At 44.8% G+C, this 17,447-nt stretch carries 19 protein-coding genes and 1 pseudogene; 3 read left to right on the top strand and 17 right to left on the bottom strand.

From position 1 onward, the window contains the following. Positions 1-17 precede the first annotated feature (17 nt). From JMN17_RS07645 to JMN17_RS07600, 11 genes and pseudogenes are all read right to left on the bottom strand, one after another. Positions 18-1,319, bottom strand: a complete 1,302-nt coding sequence (locus tag JMN17_RS07645; protein WP_202327830.1) for a pyrimidine-nucleoside phosphorylase — start codon at positions 1,317-1,319, stop codon at positions 18-20. Between the two features lie 28 nt (positions 1,320-1,347). Beyond that, positions 1,348-2,529 carry a nucleoside permease NupC gene (nupC, locus tag JMN17_RS07640; protein ID WP_202327829.1) on the bottom strand — a complete coding sequence of 394 codons (1,182 nt, stop codon included), beginning with the start codon at positions 2,527-2,529 and terminating at the stop codon, positions 1,348-1,350. Positions 2,530-2,622: 93 nt separating this feature from the next. Then, positions 2,623-3,294 carry a deoxyribose-phosphate aldolase gene (deoC, locus tag JMN17_RS07635; protein WP_202327828.1) on the bottom strand — a complete coding sequence of 224 codons (672 nt, stop codon included), beginning with the start codon at positions 3,292-3,294 and terminating at the stop codon, positions 2,623-2,625. A gap of 105 nt (positions 3,295-3,399) precedes the next feature. Further along, positions 3,400-4,341 carry a DNA-binding transcriptional repressor DeoR gene (gene deoR / locus JMN17_RS07630; protein ID WP_202327827.1) on the bottom strand — a complete coding sequence of 314 codons (942 nt, stop codon included), beginning with the start codon at positions 4,339-4,341 and terminating at the stop codon, positions 3,400-3,402. A 134-nt stretch (positions 4,342-4,475) separates the two neighbouring features. Further along, positions 4,476-5,303, bottom strand: coding sequence for a DUF1206 domain-containing protein (locus JMN17_RS07625; protein ID WP_202327826.1), 828 nt, complete (start codon positions 5,301-5,303; stop codon positions 4,476-4,478). A gap of 71 nt (positions 5,304-5,374) precedes the next feature. After that, complete coding sequence (eutH, locus tag JMN17_RS07620; protein WP_202328226.1) at positions 5,375-6,487, bottom strand: ethanolamine utilization protein EutH; 1,113 nt, start codon at positions 6,485-6,487, stop codon at positions 5,375-5,377. 233 nt (positions 6,488-6,720) lie between these two features. Further along, entirely contained in the window at positions 6,721-7,707 is a 987-nt protein-coding gene (locus JMN17_RS07615) for a choloylglycine hydrolase family protein (protein WP_202327825.1), read from the bottom strand. A 373-nt stretch (positions 7,708-8,080) separates the two neighbouring features. Further along, positions 8,081-8,893: a sugar-phosphatase gene (yidA, locus tag JMN17_RS07610; protein WP_087991932.1), complete on the bottom strand. Its 813-nt coding sequence runs from the start codon at positions 8,891-8,893 to the stop codon at positions 8,081-8,083. A gap of 39 nt (positions 8,894-8,932) precedes the next feature. After that, positions 8,933-9,493 (bottom strand): hypothetical protein, encoded by a 561-nt coding sequence (locus tag JMN17_RS07605; protein ID WP_087991933.1) that lies wholly within the window; start codon positions 9,491-9,493, stop codon positions 8,933-8,935. Beyond that, a complete protein-coding gene (locus JMN17_RS21890) occupies positions 9,483-9,533 on the bottom strand; it encodes a hypothetical protein (protein ID WP_277986980.1) in 51 nt (16 codons plus the stop codon). The genes JMN17_RS07605 and JMN17_RS21890 overlap by 11 nt, the downstream gene beginning before the upstream one ends. Beyond that, a pseudogene (locus JMN17_RS07600) lies at positions 9,530-9,763 on the bottom strand (DUF3255 family protein). The gene JMN17_RS21890 and the pseudogene JMN17_RS07600 overlap by 4 nt, the downstream one beginning before the upstream one ends. 228 nt (positions 9,764-9,991) lie before the next feature. On the opposite strand from JMN17_RS07600, the gene cotNE reads away from it, so the two are divergent. Beyond that, the gene (cotNE, locus tag JMN17_RS07595; RefSeq protein ID WP_087991934.1) at positions 9,992-10,348 is read left to right on the top strand and encodes an inner spore coat protein CotNE; all 357 of its coding nucleotides are present in this window, start codon (positions 9,992-9,994) and stop codon (positions 10,346-10,348) included. 249 nt (positions 10,349-10,597) lie between these two features. Then, the gene (locus JMN17_RS07590) at positions 10,598-10,951 is read left to right on the top strand and encodes a hypothetical protein (protein ID WP_087991936.1); all 354 of its coding nucleotides are present in this window, start codon (positions 10,598-10,600) and stop codon (positions 10,949-10,951) included. A 45-nt stretch (positions 10,952-10,996) separates the two neighbouring features. Here the strand turns inward: JMN17_RS07590 and JMN17_RS07585 are convergent, their stop codons facing one another. From JMN17_RS07585 to JMN17_RS07560, 6 genes are all read right to left on the bottom strand, one after another. Beyond that, positions 10,997-11,338, bottom strand: coding sequence for a YxeA family protein (locus JMN17_RS07585; protein ID WP_202328225.1), 342 nt, complete (start codon positions 11,336-11,338; stop codon positions 10,997-10,999). Positions 11,339-11,360: 22 nt separating this feature from the next. Beyond that, positions 11,361-13,235 (bottom strand): FtsX-like permease family protein, encoded by a 1,875-nt coding sequence (locus tag JMN17_RS07580; RefSeq protein WP_202327824.1) that lies wholly within the window; start codon positions 13,233-13,235, stop codon positions 11,361-11,363. Further along, positions 13,210-13,983: an ABC transporter ATP-binding protein gene (locus JMN17_RS07575; RefSeq protein WP_087991939.1), complete on the bottom strand. Its 774-nt coding sequence runs from the start codon at positions 13,981-13,983 to the stop codon at positions 13,210-13,212. Before JMN17_RS07575 ends, JMN17_RS07580 begins: the two co-directional genes overlap by 26 nt. A 145-nt stretch (positions 13,984-14,128) precedes the next feature. Next, entirely contained in the window at positions 14,129-15,106 is a 978-nt protein-coding gene (locus JMN17_RS07570; RefSeq protein ID WP_202327823.1) for a sensor histidine kinase, read from the bottom strand. Next, a complete protein-coding gene (locus JMN17_RS07565) occupies positions 15,103-15,792 on the bottom strand; it encodes a response regulator transcription factor (RefSeq protein ID WP_087991957.1) in 690 nt (229 codons plus the stop codon). Before JMN17_RS07565 ends, JMN17_RS07570 begins: the two co-directional genes overlap by 4 nt. A 122-nt stretch (positions 15,793-15,914) precedes the next feature. Further along, positions 15,915-16,313, bottom strand: coding sequence for a hypothetical protein (locus tag JMN17_RS07560; RefSeq protein ID WP_202327822.1), 399 nt, complete (start codon positions 16,311-16,313; stop codon positions 15,915-15,917). A 159-nt stretch (positions 16,314-16,472) separates the two neighbouring features. On the opposite strand from JMN17_RS07560, the gene JMN17_RS07555 reads away from it, so the two are divergent. Beyond that, complete coding sequence (locus tag JMN17_RS07555; RefSeq protein WP_087991942.1) at positions 16,473-17,438, top strand: iron-hydroxamate ABC transporter substrate-binding protein; 966 nt, start codon at positions 16,473-16,475, stop codon at positions 17,436-17,438. Positions 17,439-17,447 lie beyond the last annotated feature (9 nt).

Raw genomic sequence — 17,447 nt, 5'->3', positions numbered from 1 at the left:
TGGGGTGTGCTTTATTTTTATTCCGTAATTAACGTATGAATCAGCTTCGGCGCCTTCGCCTCTGCTGCGATGCGGATGTTGTCATAGACTTTCGCCATGACTTCATCGACGTTGTCACGGTTGGCGTAAAGCGTGACGAGTGGTTCGCCTTTTTCTACCTTGTCGCCGACCTTTTTGCGGAGCATGATGCCGACAGCTAAATCGATTTCGTCTTCTTTTGTGGCGCGACCGGCACCTAACAGCATGGCTGCGACACCGATTTCGTCCGCGACGATTTCAGAAACGAAACCGGCTTCTTTGGCAGGCACATCAATTTGATAGGCAGCCTGCGGAAGCTTAGAAGGCTCGTCAACAATCGAGCTATCGCCGCCTTGGTTTTTCAGGAAGTCCTTGAATTTCTCAAGCGCTTTGCCGTTTTTCATGACTTCTTCCAGCTTCGCTCTCGCCTCGTCTAATGTATCGGCTTTTTTCGCAAGCACAACCATTTGGCTTCCGAGCGTTAAGACAAGCTCATGAAGATCCTCAGGGCCCTCGCCCTTGAGCGTGTCGATCGCTTCTTTGACTTCAAGCGCATTTCCAATCGCAAAGCCGAGCGGCTGGGACATGTCGGAAATGACTGCCATGGTTTGGCGGCCGACGTTATTTCCGATGCGCACCATCGCTTTGGCGAGTTCAGCCGCGTCTTCTTCCGTTTTCATGAAGGCGCCCGCACCCGTTTTCACGTCGAGTACAATAGCATCCGCCCCGGCAGCGATTTTCTTGCTCATAATCGAGCTTGCGATGAGCGGGATGGAGTTGACCGTTCCTGTCACATCACGAAGCGCGTACAGTTTTTTATCAGCCGGCGTTAAATTGCCGCTTTGGCCAATGACGGCGACCTTATCGCGATTCACAAGCTTAATAAATTCGTCCTTCGACAGCTCCACGTGAAAGCCGTCGATCGCTTCTAATTTATCAATCGTTCCGCCTGTATGTCCGAGGCCGCGTCCGGACATTTTGGCTACCGGCACATCAAGAGCCGCAACAAGCGGGGCGAGAACGAGTGTTGTCGTGTCGCCGACGCCGCCGGTGGAGTGTTTATCCACTTTAATTCCTTCAATGGCAGAAAGATCAATCGTTTCACCGGAGTTCACCATAGCCATCGTCAAATCCGCACGCTCGCGGTCACTCATATCCTGGAAAAAAATCGCCATGGCAAGCGAGCTTGCCTGATAATCAGGAATGCTTCCATCCGTATAGCCGTTCACGAAAAATTGAATTTCTTCTGTGGTGAGTTCTTTTCCGTTCTGTTTTTTGATGATAATATCTACCATTCTCATTATGGTCACCGATCCTTTTCGTTTATGTTCAGTAAATCAAGCCCACAATTGCCGCTGATAAAAAGCTGACAAGCGTAGCGCCGTATAATAATTTCAGGCCGAAACGAGCAACAACATTTCCTTGTTTTTCATTCAGTCCTTTTACGGCACCGGCTATGATTCCGATTGAGGAGAAGTTCGCAAATGACACTAGGAATACCGATACGATCGCTGTTGTACGGCCGCTGAAATCAAAGCCGTTTTGCGTTAATGTCGTCATAGCGACAAATTCATTCGATACCATTTTTGTTGCCATAATGCTTCCCGCATTAACAGCTTCATTCCATGGGATACCCACAAGAAAAGCGAATGGAGCAAACACATATCCAAGAAGGTCTTGGAAGGAAATACCGAGTACTGCATTAAAAATACCGTTAATCAAGGCAATAATCGCGACAAATCCGATCAGCATCGCAGCGACGACAACCGCTACTTTGAAGCCATCGAGGATGTATTCTCCAAGCACTTCGAAGAAGGATTGTTTTTCTTCTTCTTCAACACGAAGCATATCCTCTTCTTCTTCAACATCGTAAGGATTTATAATAGTAGCGATAATGAAACCGCCAAATAAGTTCAAGACCAGCGCCGTTACAACATATTCCGGTTCCAGCATCGTCATATACGCGCCGACGATTGACATGGATACAGTTGACATCGCAGAAGCGCAAAGCGTGTACAAGCGCTGCTGATTTAAAAGACCGAGTTCTTTCTTCAAGGAGATGAACACTTCAGACTGCCCTAAAATAGCAGAAGCGACTGCGTTATACGATTCCAGTCTCCCCATACCGTTTATCTTGCTGAGAGCAAGTCCGATATACTTAATAATAAACGGAAGTATCTTCCATTTTTGTAAAATCCCAATCAGAGCGGAAATAAACACGATCGGCAAGAGAACATTCATAAAGAATGTCGTTTGGTCCGCATTCACCAGACCGCCAAACACAAAGTTGATTCCTTCTGCCGCGTATTCAAGCAGGTAATTGAATCCTTTTGCAAATCCTCCTACAAGGAAATTCCCTACCCCGGTATTGAGGAGAATGTAACCGAGTATAAATTGCAAAATGAGCATAACAACAATTGGGCGGATCTTAATTCTTTTTTTCCCGCTGCTTGCGATCCACGCAAGGCCTAAAAACACGATTAAACCGATAATCCCAATCAAATACTTCATATGTGTTCTCCTTTATCTGTATTCGCTTACAATTATTATTTCCCCGTGAATAATAGAAGAGTAACGGAAAGCAATCGGCCTTCCGTCTGCTTCTTAATAGTTGTCTCCGCCAGATGCATGTTCCCCTTTTACAATGGAAACGCCTGCGCTAGCGCCGATTCGGCTCGCTCCCGCTTCGACCATTGTGTCAACATCTTCTTTCGTTCTGATGCCGCCTGATGCTTTCACGCCGATATCAGGGCCTACTGTTTTGCGCATTAAGGCGATATCTTCCTTCGTTGCGCCGCCTGTTGAGAAGCCTGTTGATGTTTTCACGAAATCCGCTCCCGCAGAAACCGCTAAACGGCATGCACGTTCTTTTTCTTCATCAGTCAGAAGGCATGTTTCGATAATGACTTTGACAAGCGCTTTTCCGGCTGCAGCTTCCACTACACCGCGGATATCCGCTTCAACCACATCATCTTCTTTATCTTTCAAAGCAGCAATGTTAATGACCATGTCCACTTCAGTGGCGCCTTTTGAAATCGCGTCTTTTGTTTCGAACGCTTTTGTTTCAGTTGTGTTGGCACCGAGCGGGAAGCCGATGACTGTACAAACGTCAACTCCAGTTCCCTCAAGCTCTTTTGCAGCAAGCTGCACCCATGTCGGATTGACACATACAGAAGCAAACTTGTATGTTTTCGCTTCTTCGATTAATGTTAGAATTTCCGCTTTTTGTGTATGCGGTTTCAAAGCTGTATGATCAATTTTGTTAGCTAATGACATCCGTCGCACACTTCCTTTTTTGTTAAGATATTTTTTAGCATAACCGACTTTTGAACATATGTAAATTGGTAATTGAAATTTTGTTCAGCGAACGGTTTGCACGTGTCACAAATCATTAACAAGCGCCCTTGCGGTATGCTGGTCAATGATTAAAACATTGGCATATTTTCCGGTTAACGCACCGTGTATGGAAGACACTTTTCTGCTTCCGCCGGCCACTAAAATTGAGCGTTCCTTCAGCCTCAGGTCTTCAAGCTCGACGCCGATGGTCCGGTCATTGATGGCTGTGCTGCAAATATTTCCTTTCGCATCAAAAAAGCGTGAACAAATATCGCCGACGGCCTGTCTTTTCAGCAAGGCTTTCTCTTCTTCATTAAAATACCCGAGCCTGAATAACAGCGCTTCGTCACGGACCGTTCCCACCGTAAAAAGAGCGATATTCGCTTGCTTGCCCATCTCGATGATCCGCTCGATATGACGGTCTTTCTCCACCATTTGCTTTACATCCGCATGGTCAAATACGACGGGAAGCGGGAGATAGCGCGGCATCGTTTGAAAAGCCTCTGCAAACAGCTGAATCGTTTCAGCAGAATACGTGTTCACCCGGGAATGGCTGATACCGCCTTTCAGCTGGACGACCTCGACGCCTTTTACCTCCTTCGGCTGCATGTTTTGCGCGATTTGATACATGGTGGTTCCCCAGCTGACGCCGACAATGTCGCCGTCTTTCACCGTTTCATGCATATATTCTGCACCATAGCGGCTTAGGTCATGTGTAATTCCTGCATAATCGGGTGTAGGGGAAAACACAACATGCGCCTCGAGAAGCCCGTATTTCTCTTCAAGCATGGAACCGAGCGCATCCAAATCCTCAAAAGGGTCCATGACGCGAATCTGGACAAATCCTTTTGCTTTTGCATATTGCAGCAGCCGGGAAACGGTCGGCCTTGAAATGCTGAGCTGCTCAGCAATTTGCTGCTGACTGTAGTCAGACTGATAGTATAGCCTTGCCGCTTCTATGCTTAATTGCTGTTTTTCCCGATCCATTCCGCACCTCCCTGTGGATCAGTTCATGATGAAACTGCTTTCGATTTGCTTTTATTATACAGGCTGACACCAGCTTTCATCCACCTGATTTCTAAGAAACTGAAAAACGCGCTGGACGCGAATCTGCCGAGAGCTCACTTCTCCCATGCCATATGCTGATAAATGCCTTTCATAATGGCGTACATTCCATATAAGATCAGCCCGAACGCCAAAATACATAAAATCATTTTGCCATGCGGCTGTTGCGCGAGTTCGGCGAGCGCGCCGTCAAAGCCTCTTGTGTCGTCAGGGTCAGCGGTCATCGCGGTCTTAATGAGAAAATAACCGATAGCTGAGAAAATAATAGCCCGAGCGATATGGCCTGCTCGTCCGGTGATTTTCGCAATGCATATCATCTGTTTGTTCATTTTTGACGTATCGAATTCTTTCATAAATGCAGCCCGGACGCCCTTCACAAATTGAACAATCGCAAATAGGATAAAAACCGCACCCGTAACCCCTGTGAGCCATTGGCCGAACGGCTGCGCCAATACATAAGCGGACCACGTCTGTTCTGAAGTGCCGCCGGTTCCTTGGCCAAACACAAATCGCAAGGCATTCCAAGCAATGGATGCGTAAACGGCGGCGCTGAAAAAGTTCCCCGTTCTCCGTGACAAACCGCGTCTGCTTGTTCCGTAGCCCTCTGTGTCCTTGAGCGCGCTCAGCACCATCCATATCACATAGCCGATGAGACCGACGCCAATGAGCAAAAGCAAGATTGATCCATACGGCATGCGTGATAGCGTTTGAAACGCTCCGCTCGAATCTTTCGCGCCGCCCGCCCCGGCTGCCGTCATACATGCTAAGATCCCGAGCAGGATAAAAACGCCGCCGAATGCAAAATAACCAAGCCTCCCGAATCGCTTAATCCAAGGCTTGGTTTCCTGTTTGACTTTTGACATGCACTCGTCTTTCACGGCCATGTGTCCAACCCTCTTTCACAGAATCCTTACTGTAACATTCCCGATTGGATAAAGTTGAAACAGCTTCTGCCTCAGCTATAGCCGGCTGACGCATGTTTTTGCTGATCAGCTGATTGTGCGGGCGTCATCCAGGCAGCCGCTGCCGCAGCTGTGATTCCCCCAGCTAATTTTCCAATGATCATGGCCGCCGCCATTTCTTTTTGCATTCCCGCCACAAAACCGAGATGGCTGCCAAGCACAAAGGCTGCGCTAACCGCAAACGCGACATTGATGACCTTTCCTCTCGGCGTCATATCTTTTAATGAGGCCAACATCGGAATATGATGAGCCAAAGAGGTCACCAAGCCTGCTGTTGCTTTCTCATCTAAATGAAAACATCTCCCCACTGCCTGAAGCGGCTTTTTAAAGGCTTTTGTGATAAAGGCTGTCATCGGAAAAGCCCCTGCCAAGGCAATCGCGATAGTGCCAGTCGTTTGTATTCCTGCTTCAACGCTTTCCATTCCCGGAATCAGCACAATGCCGGTCATCGTTTCAACGGAAACAGCTGCGAGCCCGATAATCGCAACCATACTGACAGCCTTTCCGAAGAGATGAAACAATCGAATGACGTTTTCGGTATACCGCCATAATCCAAAAGCGATCACAGCAGAAAAAAGACTCGGAATCAGAAGGTTTTTACCTATCATAATGGTGTCAAAACCTGCGCATAACCCGCCGGTTAAGCACCCGATCGGTACTGTACACAGCCCGATTAGTATGCCTTTTGCAAAATACGGGTGATCCTCTTTTTCGATGATGCCAAGAGCGACGGGAATCGTGAAAACGATTGCCGGCCCCATCATCGTTCCTAAAAACACCCATGAAAACAGTCCGGCATCTGGATCTTTGGCCATTTCTCCAGCGAGCGCATATCCACCCATATCAATGGCCAAGATAGTGTTCGCAAAGGATGAGGGATCAGCTCCAATCGCTGTATAAACCGGAGATACGATGGGAATGAGGATTGCTGCCAGCACGGGTGCCAGCGACACAATTCCGATCATCGACAGCGCCAGCGGACCCATGGCCTTGAAGCCGTCGGCAAACCGCTCGCCAAGCCCCCATCTGTTTCCCAAACAATAATCCGCCGCTCCCCCTAGTAAAAAGACAGCCAAAATGAATACAACCGCATCGTTCACCATCAGGGGTTTCTCCTTTTTTAAACGTATGATTGGTTTCATCATATCATCTGAAATCAAATCTTAATCAATATGCGCTAAAAATTCTTTGACATCGGCTTTCTCAACGGCTGTTATGATGTGCCGCGTCTATGTGGAAAGCTAATGTCCATTTGGTTTTGCCAATCATTCAGAAGCTGTGAAATTTCACAAAAAAATCAGCTGACCCCGGATTCATGACGGCATCAGCTGATTGAATCTTAATTAAGCTCTAGAATATTTTCTTCTGCTTTAGCAGAAAACACTTTAGGCTCAAAACGGTCAAGGTCTTCATGAAACAAACTTACTTTTTGGATTTGCCGATTGTCGTAGTGGTGAAAGTAGTAGTTTCCCGTGTCGCTGCACATCACAGAAGTATATTGCGTATAATCAATTTCGTCTTCTTCCGTTATCACAGCACCCTTGGGTATCGCCATGTTTGCCAAAAGCTGAAAAGCTGCGGATACACCTCTCGTTTCATCTGCCGCCGGCTCTAGATGTTCTTTCAGAAAAACAGCTCTGACAAACCGTGAAGGCGGTGTATAATCTCCCGGCAGACCTACAGTGCCCGAGCCTTCGCCAAAAGGGGACAGCATCAAGCCGGCCATCTCCTTGCTCTCGAATTGTTTCGGCCTTATTCCTATATATTGCCGAAGATTGGTCACATGCCATAAAAAGTCGGGGCTGTTCGTCATGACACCTGGTTGATTGTCATAGATTTTGATGCCTTCTGTTCTCGGTTCTATCGTCAGGCTGCGTCCCGTCCGGTCTGACAATATCCAGTGTAGCGGTAAAACTGTATCCAATAGCTCTAATTTCTTCTCTACAATCGTTAAAGATTGGATCTTTTCTTTTACGTCTTCCAAAGACTTACAGACTGACAGCACCCATGTGACAAACTCATGCGGGGCAATATGAACGCCGTCTCCCCGTATCGTTTTTTCGTACTCCGCATATCCCATAAAATAAAGCGCCGCACAAGATAAACCGCTTTCATTAACACCGTCGGCAAATAATATATTTCCAAGTTTTCTCCCCATACCGATAAACGCGTACTGCGTTTGATGCACCTTTCCGTCAGCTTCACTCGTCCAGCTGTAACGGCGCGGATAGAGAATGACCTCCGTCCCCAGCTGAAATGCAAAATCCATTGTTCTCGCTAATAAATGATTCCGGTCAGTAGTTTCCAATGTAAGACTTGTGCACATCTGATTCAGTCCCCTTTCAATTCAGGCTAAAATCATACATTTTGTGAACGAGTTGTTTTATCAGCATAACGAAAGTCAAATAGATTCGTCAAAAGATTAGCATGACATCAAAACAATGAACAAGAAGATTCGTTCCTCAAAAAAAAATGTACGATGCTGATGTTTATGGCGATTGCTTCCTTTTTATTTCTACAGTCCTCTTTCTTCAGCAGCAGAGCCAATCAGAAATTATACAGGTTTATGATCAATCGCTGACGTTCTAAATATCGACGGGGCAGCAGGAATGTTAGCGTCCATTCCGCAATTACAGACCGGACAGGCACAATAAAGCCGCCATAACAAAAAATCCAGCCTCCTAAAAGGCTGGACTTCATTATTTCGCCAAAACAAGCTCGTGAATCGCATGCGCAACTCCATGTTCATTATTGGAGCGTGTTTGAAAGTTTGCGGCCTCCAATACTTCTGGGATGGCGTTTGCCATGGCAACGCCGCATCCCGCCCATTCAATCATTGTCAGGTCGTTCCCGTTGTCACCTATGCTCATGACTTCCGCCTGTTCAATTTCAAGCAGCTGCGCCAGCTGGCGTACGGCATTTCCTTTGCTGGCTTCCGGATGCAGAATTTCATAAAAGAAAGGCGCGCTTCTGACCATCGTATATTTTTCTCTCACGTCTTCTGGAATTGATGTAATGACGCGGCTTAAGTTCTCCGGTTTATCAATAAACATCACTTTCGGGATGAGGATGTCTTTTGGCATTTCGTCAACTTTGCGGTAATGAAGCGGCACTTGTGTCACATAGGATTCGTATACGGTAAATTCACTGATATCCCGGTTAGGCGTATACAGATTAGATGAGTCAAAGTAATGCATCGGCGTCTTCAGCTCTAAGCTCAGGTCATATAATGAAGTTAAATCATCATATCCGAGAGACAGCTCCGTGACCACTTCATTTGTATGCGTATTTTGAACAAGCGCTCCGTTGTACGCGATGACATAGTCGCCTTCTTCAATTAAATTCAGTTCATCTAAATATCTCCGCACTCCCCCGATAGGCCGGCCGGTGCAAAGCACAATTTTGACGCCTTCCGCTTTTGCCGCGTGAAGCGCGTTGCGGACCTCCTCTGTTACTTCATGGTGATCATTTAAAAGTGTTCCGTCCATATCAATTGCAATTAGTTTGTACATCCTGCATCTCCTTCATGTCGTTTTCAGGCTATAGTCCCATCATATCGTTTTTTCTTTTTGATATTCAACTGGAAGAGATGATTTTCTCCTGATTCTATTTTGACGCCGGCCTTGTCTTCGCATACGCGTGCGCGGTTTCCGCTTTGTTTCTGTCTCCATTTCGCCGTTTTCTGCTTTTTTCTGTTTCATCAGCAGGAAGCCGGCAGCTAAAAAAGGAATGCCGGTTATATTCAAGATGGCTAGCTTCACACCTGCCGCCGTCAAAAAGACTGCCCATGATGATGAAGGGTTCCGTCTGATCATAACGTAAGCGGCCATTTCCATAACAATCAGGATGGCGTGAAGCACTACACAATAAATAAGCAATACAAGCGCAAAAAACAAAATATAATTCACGAATGCCCCCGAGTAGATCATAGCGCGCATCATTTGGATAAATGATAAGGACTGCATAGATCCGCTGATGACATTAGGATTATAAATCGTATAGTCACTCAATAAATGTTTAATCTTGAGAAAAGCCCAAAACATAAAAATCCACTGAATAATATGTAAGATAAGTCCTGTTAACACCAGGCTTTCAGCTTTTTTATTTCTCATATGTCTCCTCCTTGCCGGTCCTTGATTCGATTCTTGTCATCGTTTTTGTCTGGCCATTTTGCTCCCATATTTCAACGTCCCGTTTTCACCTCTTTTCAGCGTGCTTTTGAGCGGATAATAGGAGCCGAGATACTGAATCTCAATGAACCCGTCAGTGATCTGGGACATGATCTTGTATGCCTTAAAACAGCTGTACCTCTCCCTTTAATCACTTCCGTCTCTGCTACCTCGTCTTTGGTAAATGTAACTGCTGCATCTCACGCCGTCCATGGGTCCCGGGGTCATCCCCGCATCCCACGTTCCATCATAAAATGGCGTTGCTGTTGGCAGCCCGCTATCATGAACATACATCCGTTAAGAGTAACATGGCACAGTTTTTCTCATCGCAATCTCCGTCCTTTCTCTCCTTTTTGGGCGAATGCCGTGGCACTGTGCCAATGACTACATAAGTTATAAAGAATTCACCCATATTTTACATTTTTTAAGGAGATTGATCACATGGACCCTTATCAATATTACAGTCCGCAGCCGCCTTACTATAGCCAATATGAATACAATCCTTATCCGCAGCAGGATTATTATGAGCCCCTCCAGATGGACAGACAGCCGCCAGCATTAGAAAGAAGAATCGCAGCACTTGAACGGCAAAATGAACAACAAACAAGAGAGTTAACACGCCTTACAAATGAAGACCGCCGCCAAAATCGGGAAATTGCACGGATGGCCGAACAGGTCAATCAGTTAAGCCAGGCTGTTGAACGCCATACCCGCCGCTTAAATCGGCTCAATCAGCGCCTCCGCACAGTAGAAAACAGGCTGAATATCCCATTTACCGCAGGCGAAGGCGGTTTTTGAAGCGGGCAAAGAAAGAAGCGGAATACGATTTTCCCGATTTCAGGGTTTCGTTTTCCGCACTTCTTATGATTTTAACGCGGAGCATTTACATAAAAAGGGTTTGCACAAGTATACAATCTTTACCGTTTTCATTCAAAGATAGAGGGGGTAAGGAAAATAATTGTAGTTTCTCATTTGCAGAATTTCTTTTCATTCAGGTTGCATGATAATACCGACTCACGTCAATTGATCATTATGGAGGGATCATTCATGCATAATACACAACACGGCTTGCAGCAGCTGAACCAAGCCCGCCAAACTGCTCAGCAGCTCATTCAGCAAACACAGCAAAGCAGCCAGCAATATCGCCAAATGCTTCATCAGGAGCAGCAGAACATCCAAATGCTGCAGCAGATACTAAACCACGAACAACAAGCTGCACATACCATTCAGCAAGCACTGCACGGACATGATATGGCGATTCAAAAATGCCAGCAGGTTGTCAACATGTGCAACCAAATGCAGCAGGAACTCACTGGGCAATCCAGCGGCATGAATTCGAATGTATCAGCACTTCCATTCGGACAAAACACGCCATTCCAGCAGCATTCCTACCAGCAGTAACATATAAAAGCAAGCGGCATAGCTCCCCCTATGCCGCTTGCTTCTCTATTGTTTTAATTGTGATTGGACTTTTTTGAGCAAATCTTTATATTGCACTTCTTCCCAGGTCTCTACATATTTGCCTTTTGTGTTGACTTTTAAATAGGCATTCTTCCGCAGATCACCGCTTGCCAGGAACGTTATTTCGCTCTTTTCACCGGACTTATTGCAGCCGTCTAATGTATATTTAGTGCCGCCTGGTTTAAGATGCTGGCCATCTCGATTCATCTGGACATACATATCCTGTCTGGGAACAAGCGGGTTGATTCTGTCTGTTATCTCGTTATGAATGAAGAGAATGCTGCAAATCGCTGCGATAACCCCTGCCCCCACAATAATTGAAAAGATTTTTTTTCATCTTTACCTTCCTTTATTTCATCGTTAAATCGCTTTTTATTTTTTTCAAGTAGCTAAACCGCACCATCAAGAAGAACAGCAGCTGAAAAGCTAAAAATCCTCCGATTGTCAGCAGCAATGGTTTGGTTACGTTGACAAAGTCGCCAGCTCTAATGGCAAAAACCGTATGAAGAACAGCCATCGCAAAGGGAAAGAAGAACAAGATCGCTAATTGAATGGTTACGCTCTGTGACATTTCTTCTTCACTAAATCCAATCTTCGCTAATGAACGGTAGCGCTTCTGATCTTCCTCTAAATCCGTAAACAAACGGAAATACAAAAAGCTTCCGGCCGCGGTAAAGAAGACAATGGCAATGAAAAGCCCAATAAATAAGCTTAAGCTTGGCAGTTGCACTGTCATATAGTGCGTGCTGGCCTTCGCATCAAATTGAAAGTGAACGTCAGAATAATCACCATACAATTTATTTGTAAGTGATTGGCTGATGCCTAAACTGTCTTTCCAATTCTTAAATTTGTAACCAATGAGCTTCGTGCTTTCTCCAAGCTTATGAAGCTTTTTGTAGGTTGTTTCATTTACGACAAGAACGCTGTATACAGAAATCAGCGGTTTTTTTGTTTCTTTCACTTGGAGCTTCTGATTTGCCAGCTCATTTTTTTTGTTCAGCAGATCTAATTGTTTCGGAAATTCAGTTTTATCCTTGACTTCATAGGTGCTTGGGAAATAGATGCTTTCCCCGTTTTTCAGATCATTCATGCTCATGCTGAAGTGCTTTTGAAATGTTCCCTGATCCATTAAGATAACAGGCGGCACTTCATCTCCCCGCTTATAGCGCACATATGAAACCTGCATATCATAACGAGTAAATGAGAAATGGTTATGCTTCAGTTCGTGTTCAATATCTTGCAGGTGCTGTTTTTCTTTCGGATTGCCTTCAAAGGATAAGTACTCCATTTCATAGGCTGAATCCATTGCCCCGACAGTTGATTTGTAAACCGCCAGCACCCCTGTGGCTGTAAATGCCACTGCTGAAATAATACTGACGATAAAAAACAGGCGGGCGTTATCCTTTAAGCGATAGACTAAATCAGAAATCCAAATGACATTTTTCCCGCGCAAATAAAAGCCCTTCCACTTCTTCACGGCCCGCAATATCCAAATGCTGCTCTGGCTGAAGAAAAAATACGTTCCGACAATGGTTAAGATCAAAATCAGAAAAGGCATATAGGAGTGAACATTCTCTTTTAAGACCATTCCGTAGCCCATCACAAGGCATGCCACGCCGAAAATCGACAGAAGGATAGACGGCTTCGGCTCAGGTTTCATGTTTTCCGCGCCTTTGATCAGCAAAATAACGGTTTTGGATTTAATAAAAAAGAGCGTAAACTGCGATAATAGGAAAAATAAGAGCATAAATCCGCAAATCGTAATCCCCAACGCCTTCCAAGGCATATAAAGGGGCAAGGCGTCCATTTCTAAAATATAAGCGCCGATTGTAAAAAATGTTTTTGAAAAAATCAGTCCGCCGATGATCCCGGCAACAATTGAAAAGGCGCCGATCATCATGTTTTCAGCTGTCACCAGCACCCGCAGCTGGGCGGGCGTAATCCCCTGAATCAGCAGAATGCCAAACTCTTTGTTTCTGGATTTCAAAAAAGCATTAACGGAATATAGAACAAATAAAATTGAAAAAATAAAAATCATCCACTCCGCTGCTGTTAATCCTTTCCTCGCAATGGTATTCAAGTATCCTTCCTTAAGAGCAGGATGAAAAATAAACATAGCGAAAGTAAAGAAAATCAATACAGAAAAAGCACTGCTCAAAAAGAACGCCAAATACGACCGTTTGTTTCGTGTAACATTTTTATAAGCGAACTGAAGAAAGGTCATTTGCGTTTCCCCCCAGCATAGAAAGTACATCCAGAATTTGATCATAAAACACCTGGCGGTTATCCCCGCGGTAAATTTCGTTAAACAGTGTTCCGTCTTTAATAAAAATCACACGCTGGCAATAGCTTGCCGCCACAGGATCATGGGTGACCATCAATGCTGTAATCTGATCGTTCTGGTTCAGGCTTTGCATGGTTTCCATAACATCCTTGGAAGCTTTAGAGTCTAGGTTTCCCGTCGGTTCATCAGCCAGAATCAGTGAAGGTTTATGAATCACTGCTCTCGCAATGGCCGCCCGCTGGCGCTGTCCGCCTGAGACCTCAAACGGACGCTTTTGTAAAAGATTCTCTATTCCAAGCTTTTCTGCGATGGCATACAGCTTTTTTTCCATGACAGAAGGAGATTCTTTTTCGAGTGTTAACGGCAGCATGATATTTTCGCCAATCGTCAGTGTATCAAGCAGATTAAAGTCCTGAAACACGAAACCAAGCTGTTTGCGCCTGAATTGTGCCAGCCTTGTTCTTTTCAGATTGTGAGGGTTGTCTCCTTTGATCAAGACATCTCCGGAATCAGGACGATCTATGGTAGAGATGATATTCAAAAGCGTTGTTTTACCGGAACCCGACGGGCCCATTACAGCCGTGAATTCCCCTTCTTCTACTGAAAAAGAGATTTGTTTTAACGCCTGGTGGGACACTTGTCCTTTGTAAGTTTTATTTAAATGTTTGACCTCGAGCATATTCGCCATGAGAATCCTCCTTATCGTTATTCTTCATCAGAAACCGGCTTATCATGTGTGCGAAGAACCTCATAAAAAATCCCCCCTGATAAGCTGGTAAACAAATCTTATCAAGAGGGATGGCAGTGTGCTATGCGGTTTTCTTAATGCCTCCTTACACTTTTGTAAGAAATAAAAATTGTACCGCTGTGCCTTTTCCCGAAGAAGAGCTGATCTCTACTTCATGATTCAGTTTTTTCGTAATTTCTTTCACCAGATGAAGGCCTATCCCGGTTGATTCTTGGAAACGCCGGCCGTTTTCACCTGTGTAATAGGGGTCAAACACACGCTTTATATCCTGTGAGGGAATCCCCACACCATAATCTCTTACTTCTAACACCGTTTTAACCTCATGCTGAAATATCGTCAGCTTAATCCGGTCACTCATTCCCGCGGAATACTTCACCGCGTTTGTCACAACCTGCCCAATCGCAAATTTCAGCCATTTTGGGTCTGTATAAATCGTATCGTCAGTGAGAATATTCGTTTTCGGATATACACGATGCTCAATAAAATACCGTTTATAGCTTTGAATAACGGTTTGGAGAATCTCGGATAAAGAGGCTGCTTCTATTTTGAAATCTCTCTCAAACAGGTCGAGCCTCGAGGAATATAGCAATGTTTCCAATCCATATTCAATCTGCCGGACTTCTTTTTTGATTTGCCCAAAAATGGGTTCGTCCTCTTCCTGAATGATTAAATTAATAACAGAAAGCGGTGTCTTCACTTGGTGCACCCACTGGTTCATATAGGTTACCCTATCTTCCAGTTTGGCTTCTTTTTCTTGAAGCTTTTGATTGTGGAGGCGGTTCAGTTCCATCTGTTTTTCATAAAGCTCAGAACAAAACAAAGAAGAACCTAAATCAGGCACTTCCGCATCCTCCTGATGAGAGCTGATCCACTGATAAACACCGCGGTCTTGATACCAGCGATAGATCAAATACACCGCTAACAACAGCAGCTGCACGCCGAGTATATAGAATAAATGGGCAAGGGAACGCTGGCCTGCAAACCAATAGTACGTAAAAACAAAAATGCCTTGAATCAGAAAAAGCAATATTAAGAGTACATGAGCCCGTAAAAACAGTCTCATGACAGCGGCCTCAACTGATATCCTTCACCGCGGACAGATTCGATCGAAAAAGGCACCTCTAAGTCACGAAGCTTTTTGCGCAAACGGGTGATATATACATTCAGCGTATTGTCATCAACAAACAGATCAGTATCCCACGTTTTTTCCATTAACCGGTCTCTTCCCGTTACCTTTTCTCCGCGTTCCAGCAACACCTCAAGAAGCTTGCTTTCTTTCTTTGAGAGCTCGCACTTTTGTTCTTGATAACGCAGTTCAAATCGCTCTACATACAGCTGCACACTCTCGAATTCCACGATTCTTTCTCCCTGCTTTACCGCATACTCTCCATACGCCCTGCGAATTTGGCTTTTGATTTTCGCGAGCACAATATCATAAGAAAAGGGCTTTTCAATATAATCATCGCCGCCGTTTTCAATCGCCATCACCTGATCCATTTCGCCGCTTCTGGCAGAAATAAAGATGATCGGGCTGGTCGAATGCTGGCGGATTTGCCGGCACCAATAATATCCGTCATAGGCCGGCAAGTTGATATCAAGCAGCACCACATCGGGCTTTTCCCGCAAGAACTTATCCAATACAGCTGTGAAATCATTGGTAACCACGGTATTATATCCGTACTTCTCTAAATAATTTTGTAATAATGACCGAATGTCTTCGCTATCTTCCACAATCATGATTTTATTCATGCAATCCATCCTCCAAAAGGATAAGGCCGTTTCAGAGCCATCATTTTTTGATGCCCCCATCATAATGCTTTCATCGGTTCTGCGCAACAAGAGAAAGCGGGCCTTCATAAAAGACCCGCTTCTTACCGTTCTTTGCGAATATGTATATCTTGAATCGATTGTTTTGGTGCATGAAATCTGCTTTCGGCTTCACTTCTTGCCTCAGCAAAGGCCCGTGCCTCCACATTGTCTTTGTAGACATCCAGCTGAATCAGATACAGCGGACGCACTTTAAAACCATGAATAATCGTCACAGCCCACAGCGGGAGCACAATAAAAATTCCTGGTAAATCGGGCAGCACAAAACCAAACGCAAATACGAAAAAATAAATAATTCCATACATGATCCATTTTTTATTTCTAACCTTGATGCCAATCAATAAAAAGGCAAAAAAACTGGTGATAGCAAAAGGCATGAAAATAAACAGCATCCACCAGCTATGCCGCCATTCCCAAGCGGCACCTCTTTTTGTAATTTCCATATTTTTCTCCTCCTATTTACCTATAATAATAGATTAAGCATACCGCGTCACCTGTTAACGAGAAAATAGTGATAGACGGAGCACAGGTTTCCTGCTATATTATTAATTGATAATGATAATCATTACTGATTAATTAAAATACATATTGGGGGATTCTTGATGAAAAAGAACACATTGCTCGTGGGCATGCTGGTGCTGCTTCTTATGTTTGTCAGCGCTTGCAGCGGCACGGATTCGAAAGGAAGCTCAGGTGATTCAGCTTCCGATAAGACAGAAATGAGAACATACAAATCAACAAAAGGAGACGTCAAAATCCCTGCACATCCGAAACGCATCGTCACTGATTTTTATGCTGGTGAATTGCTGTCTGTCGGGGCGAATGTGGTTGGCTCGGGTTCATGGTCATTTGATAATCCGTTTTTAAAATCAAAGCTGAAAGATGTGGAGGATGTCGGTGATCCGATCAGCGTCGAAAAAGTGACGGAGCTTCAGCCTGACTTAATTGTTGTCATGAATGAAGAAAATATCGATCAATTAAAAAAAATCGCGCCAACTGTTGTCGTTCCTTATAACACAGCGAAAAACATAGAAGACACAGTCAGCATGTTCGGGGATATCGCCGGAGCGAAAGACGAAGCAACATCCTTTATGGCTGACTTTAACAAAAAAGCGGAAGCAGCCAAAAAGAAAATGGCCGGCGTCATCGACAAAGATGCGACTTTCGGTATTTATGAAAACACGGACAAGGGCGAATTTTGGGTGTTCAATGACAATGGCGGACGCGGCGGCCAAGCTGTATACAACGCGCTTGGGTTAAAAGCGTCTGAAAAAATTGAACAAGATGTCATCAAAAAAGGAGAGATGAAACAGCTCTCTCAAGAGGTCATTCCTGAGTATGCCGCAGATTATATGTTCATTACGGACTACAATCCGAAAGGCGAAAGCAAAACACTCGACAAACTGAAGGAATCCGCTATCTGGAAAAACCTAGACGCCGTCAAACATAACCGCGTGTTTATCAATGACTTTGACACATTCTACCCATACGATCCGATTTCCGTCAGCAAACAGGTTGATTTGATTGCTGATATGCTGGTGAAGCGTGAGAAAGAAAACCAAAAATAAATGGCATGA

Origin of the sequence: Bacillus sp. RHFS10, from assembly GCF_016757475.1 — a bacterium.
GTDB classification, from domain to species: domain Bacteria; phylum Bacillota; class Bacilli; order Bacillales; family Bacillaceae; genus Bacillus; species Bacillus subtilis_G.
The sequence above is the reverse complement of the archived record's forward strand: the minus strand, read 5'-3'. Positions and strand labels throughout refer to the sequence as shown.

What these genes read in the sequence shown, in the direction of transcription:
- JMN17_RS07645 (WP_202327830.1), bottom strand. Translation starts at nt 1,319, where the DNA reads ATGAGAATGGTAGATATTATCATCAAAAAACAGAACGGAAAAGAACTC.
- cotNE (WP_087991934.1), top strand. Translation starts at nt 9,992, where the DNA reads ATGGACCCTTATCAATATTACAGTCCGCAGCCGCCTTACTATAGCCAA.
- deoR (WP_202327827.1), bottom strand. Translation starts at nt 4,341, where the DNA reads ATGGATCGGGAAAAACAGCAATTAAGCATAGAAGCGGCAAGGCTATAC.
- JMN17_RS07570 (WP_202327823.1), bottom strand. Translation starts at nt 15,106, where the DNA reads ATGAGACTGTTTTTACGGGCTCATGTACTCTTAATATTGCTTTTTCTG.
- JMN17_RS07565 (WP_087991957.1), bottom strand. Translation starts at nt 15,792, where the DNA reads ATGAATAAAATCATGATTGTGGAAGATAGCGAAGACATTCGGTCATTA.
- yidA (WP_087991932.1), bottom strand. Translation starts at nt 8,893, where the DNA reads ATGTACAAACTAATTGCAATTGATATGGACGGAACACTTTTAAATGAT.
- JMN17_RS07555 (WP_087991942.1), top strand. Translation starts at nt 16,473, where the DNA reads ATGAAAAAGAACACATTGCTCGTGGGCATGCTGGTGCTGCTTCTTATG.
- JMN17_RS07615 (WP_202327825.1), bottom strand. Translation starts at nt 7,707, where the DNA reads ATGTGCACAAGTCTTACATTGGAAACTACTGACCGGAATCATTTATTA.
- JMN17_RS07605 (WP_087991933.1), bottom strand. Translation starts at nt 9,493, where the DNA reads ATGAGAAATAAAAAAGCTGAAAGCCTGGTGTTAACAGGACTTATCTTA.
- JMN17_RS07575 (WP_087991939.1), bottom strand. Translation starts at nt 13,983, where the DNA reads ATGGCGAATATGCTCGAGGTCAAACATTTAAATAAAACTTACAAAGGA.
- JMN17_RS07625 (WP_202327826.1), bottom strand. Translation starts at nt 5,303, where the DNA reads ATGGCCGTGAAAGACGAGTGCATGTCAAAAGTCAAACAGGAAACCAAG.
- JMN17_RS07590 (WP_087991936.1), top strand. Translation starts at nt 10,598, where the DNA reads ATGCATAATACACAACACGGCTTGCAGCAGCTGAACCAAGCCCGCCAA.
- deoC (WP_202327828.1), bottom strand. Translation starts at nt 3,294, where the DNA reads ATGTCATTAGCTAACAAAATTGATCATACAGCTTTGAAACCGCATACA.
- JMN17_RS07580 (WP_202327824.1), bottom strand. Translation starts at nt 13,235, where the DNA reads ATGACCTTTCTTCAGTTCGCTTATAAAAATGTTACACGAAACAAACGG.
- nupC (WP_202327829.1), bottom strand. Translation starts at nt 2,529, where the DNA reads ATGAAGTATTTGATTGGGATTATCGGTTTAATCGTGTTTTTAGGCCTT.
- JMN17_RS07560 (WP_202327822.1), bottom strand. Translation starts at nt 16,313, where the DNA reads ATGGAAATTACAAAAAGAGGTGCCGCTTGGGAATGGCGGCATAGCTGG.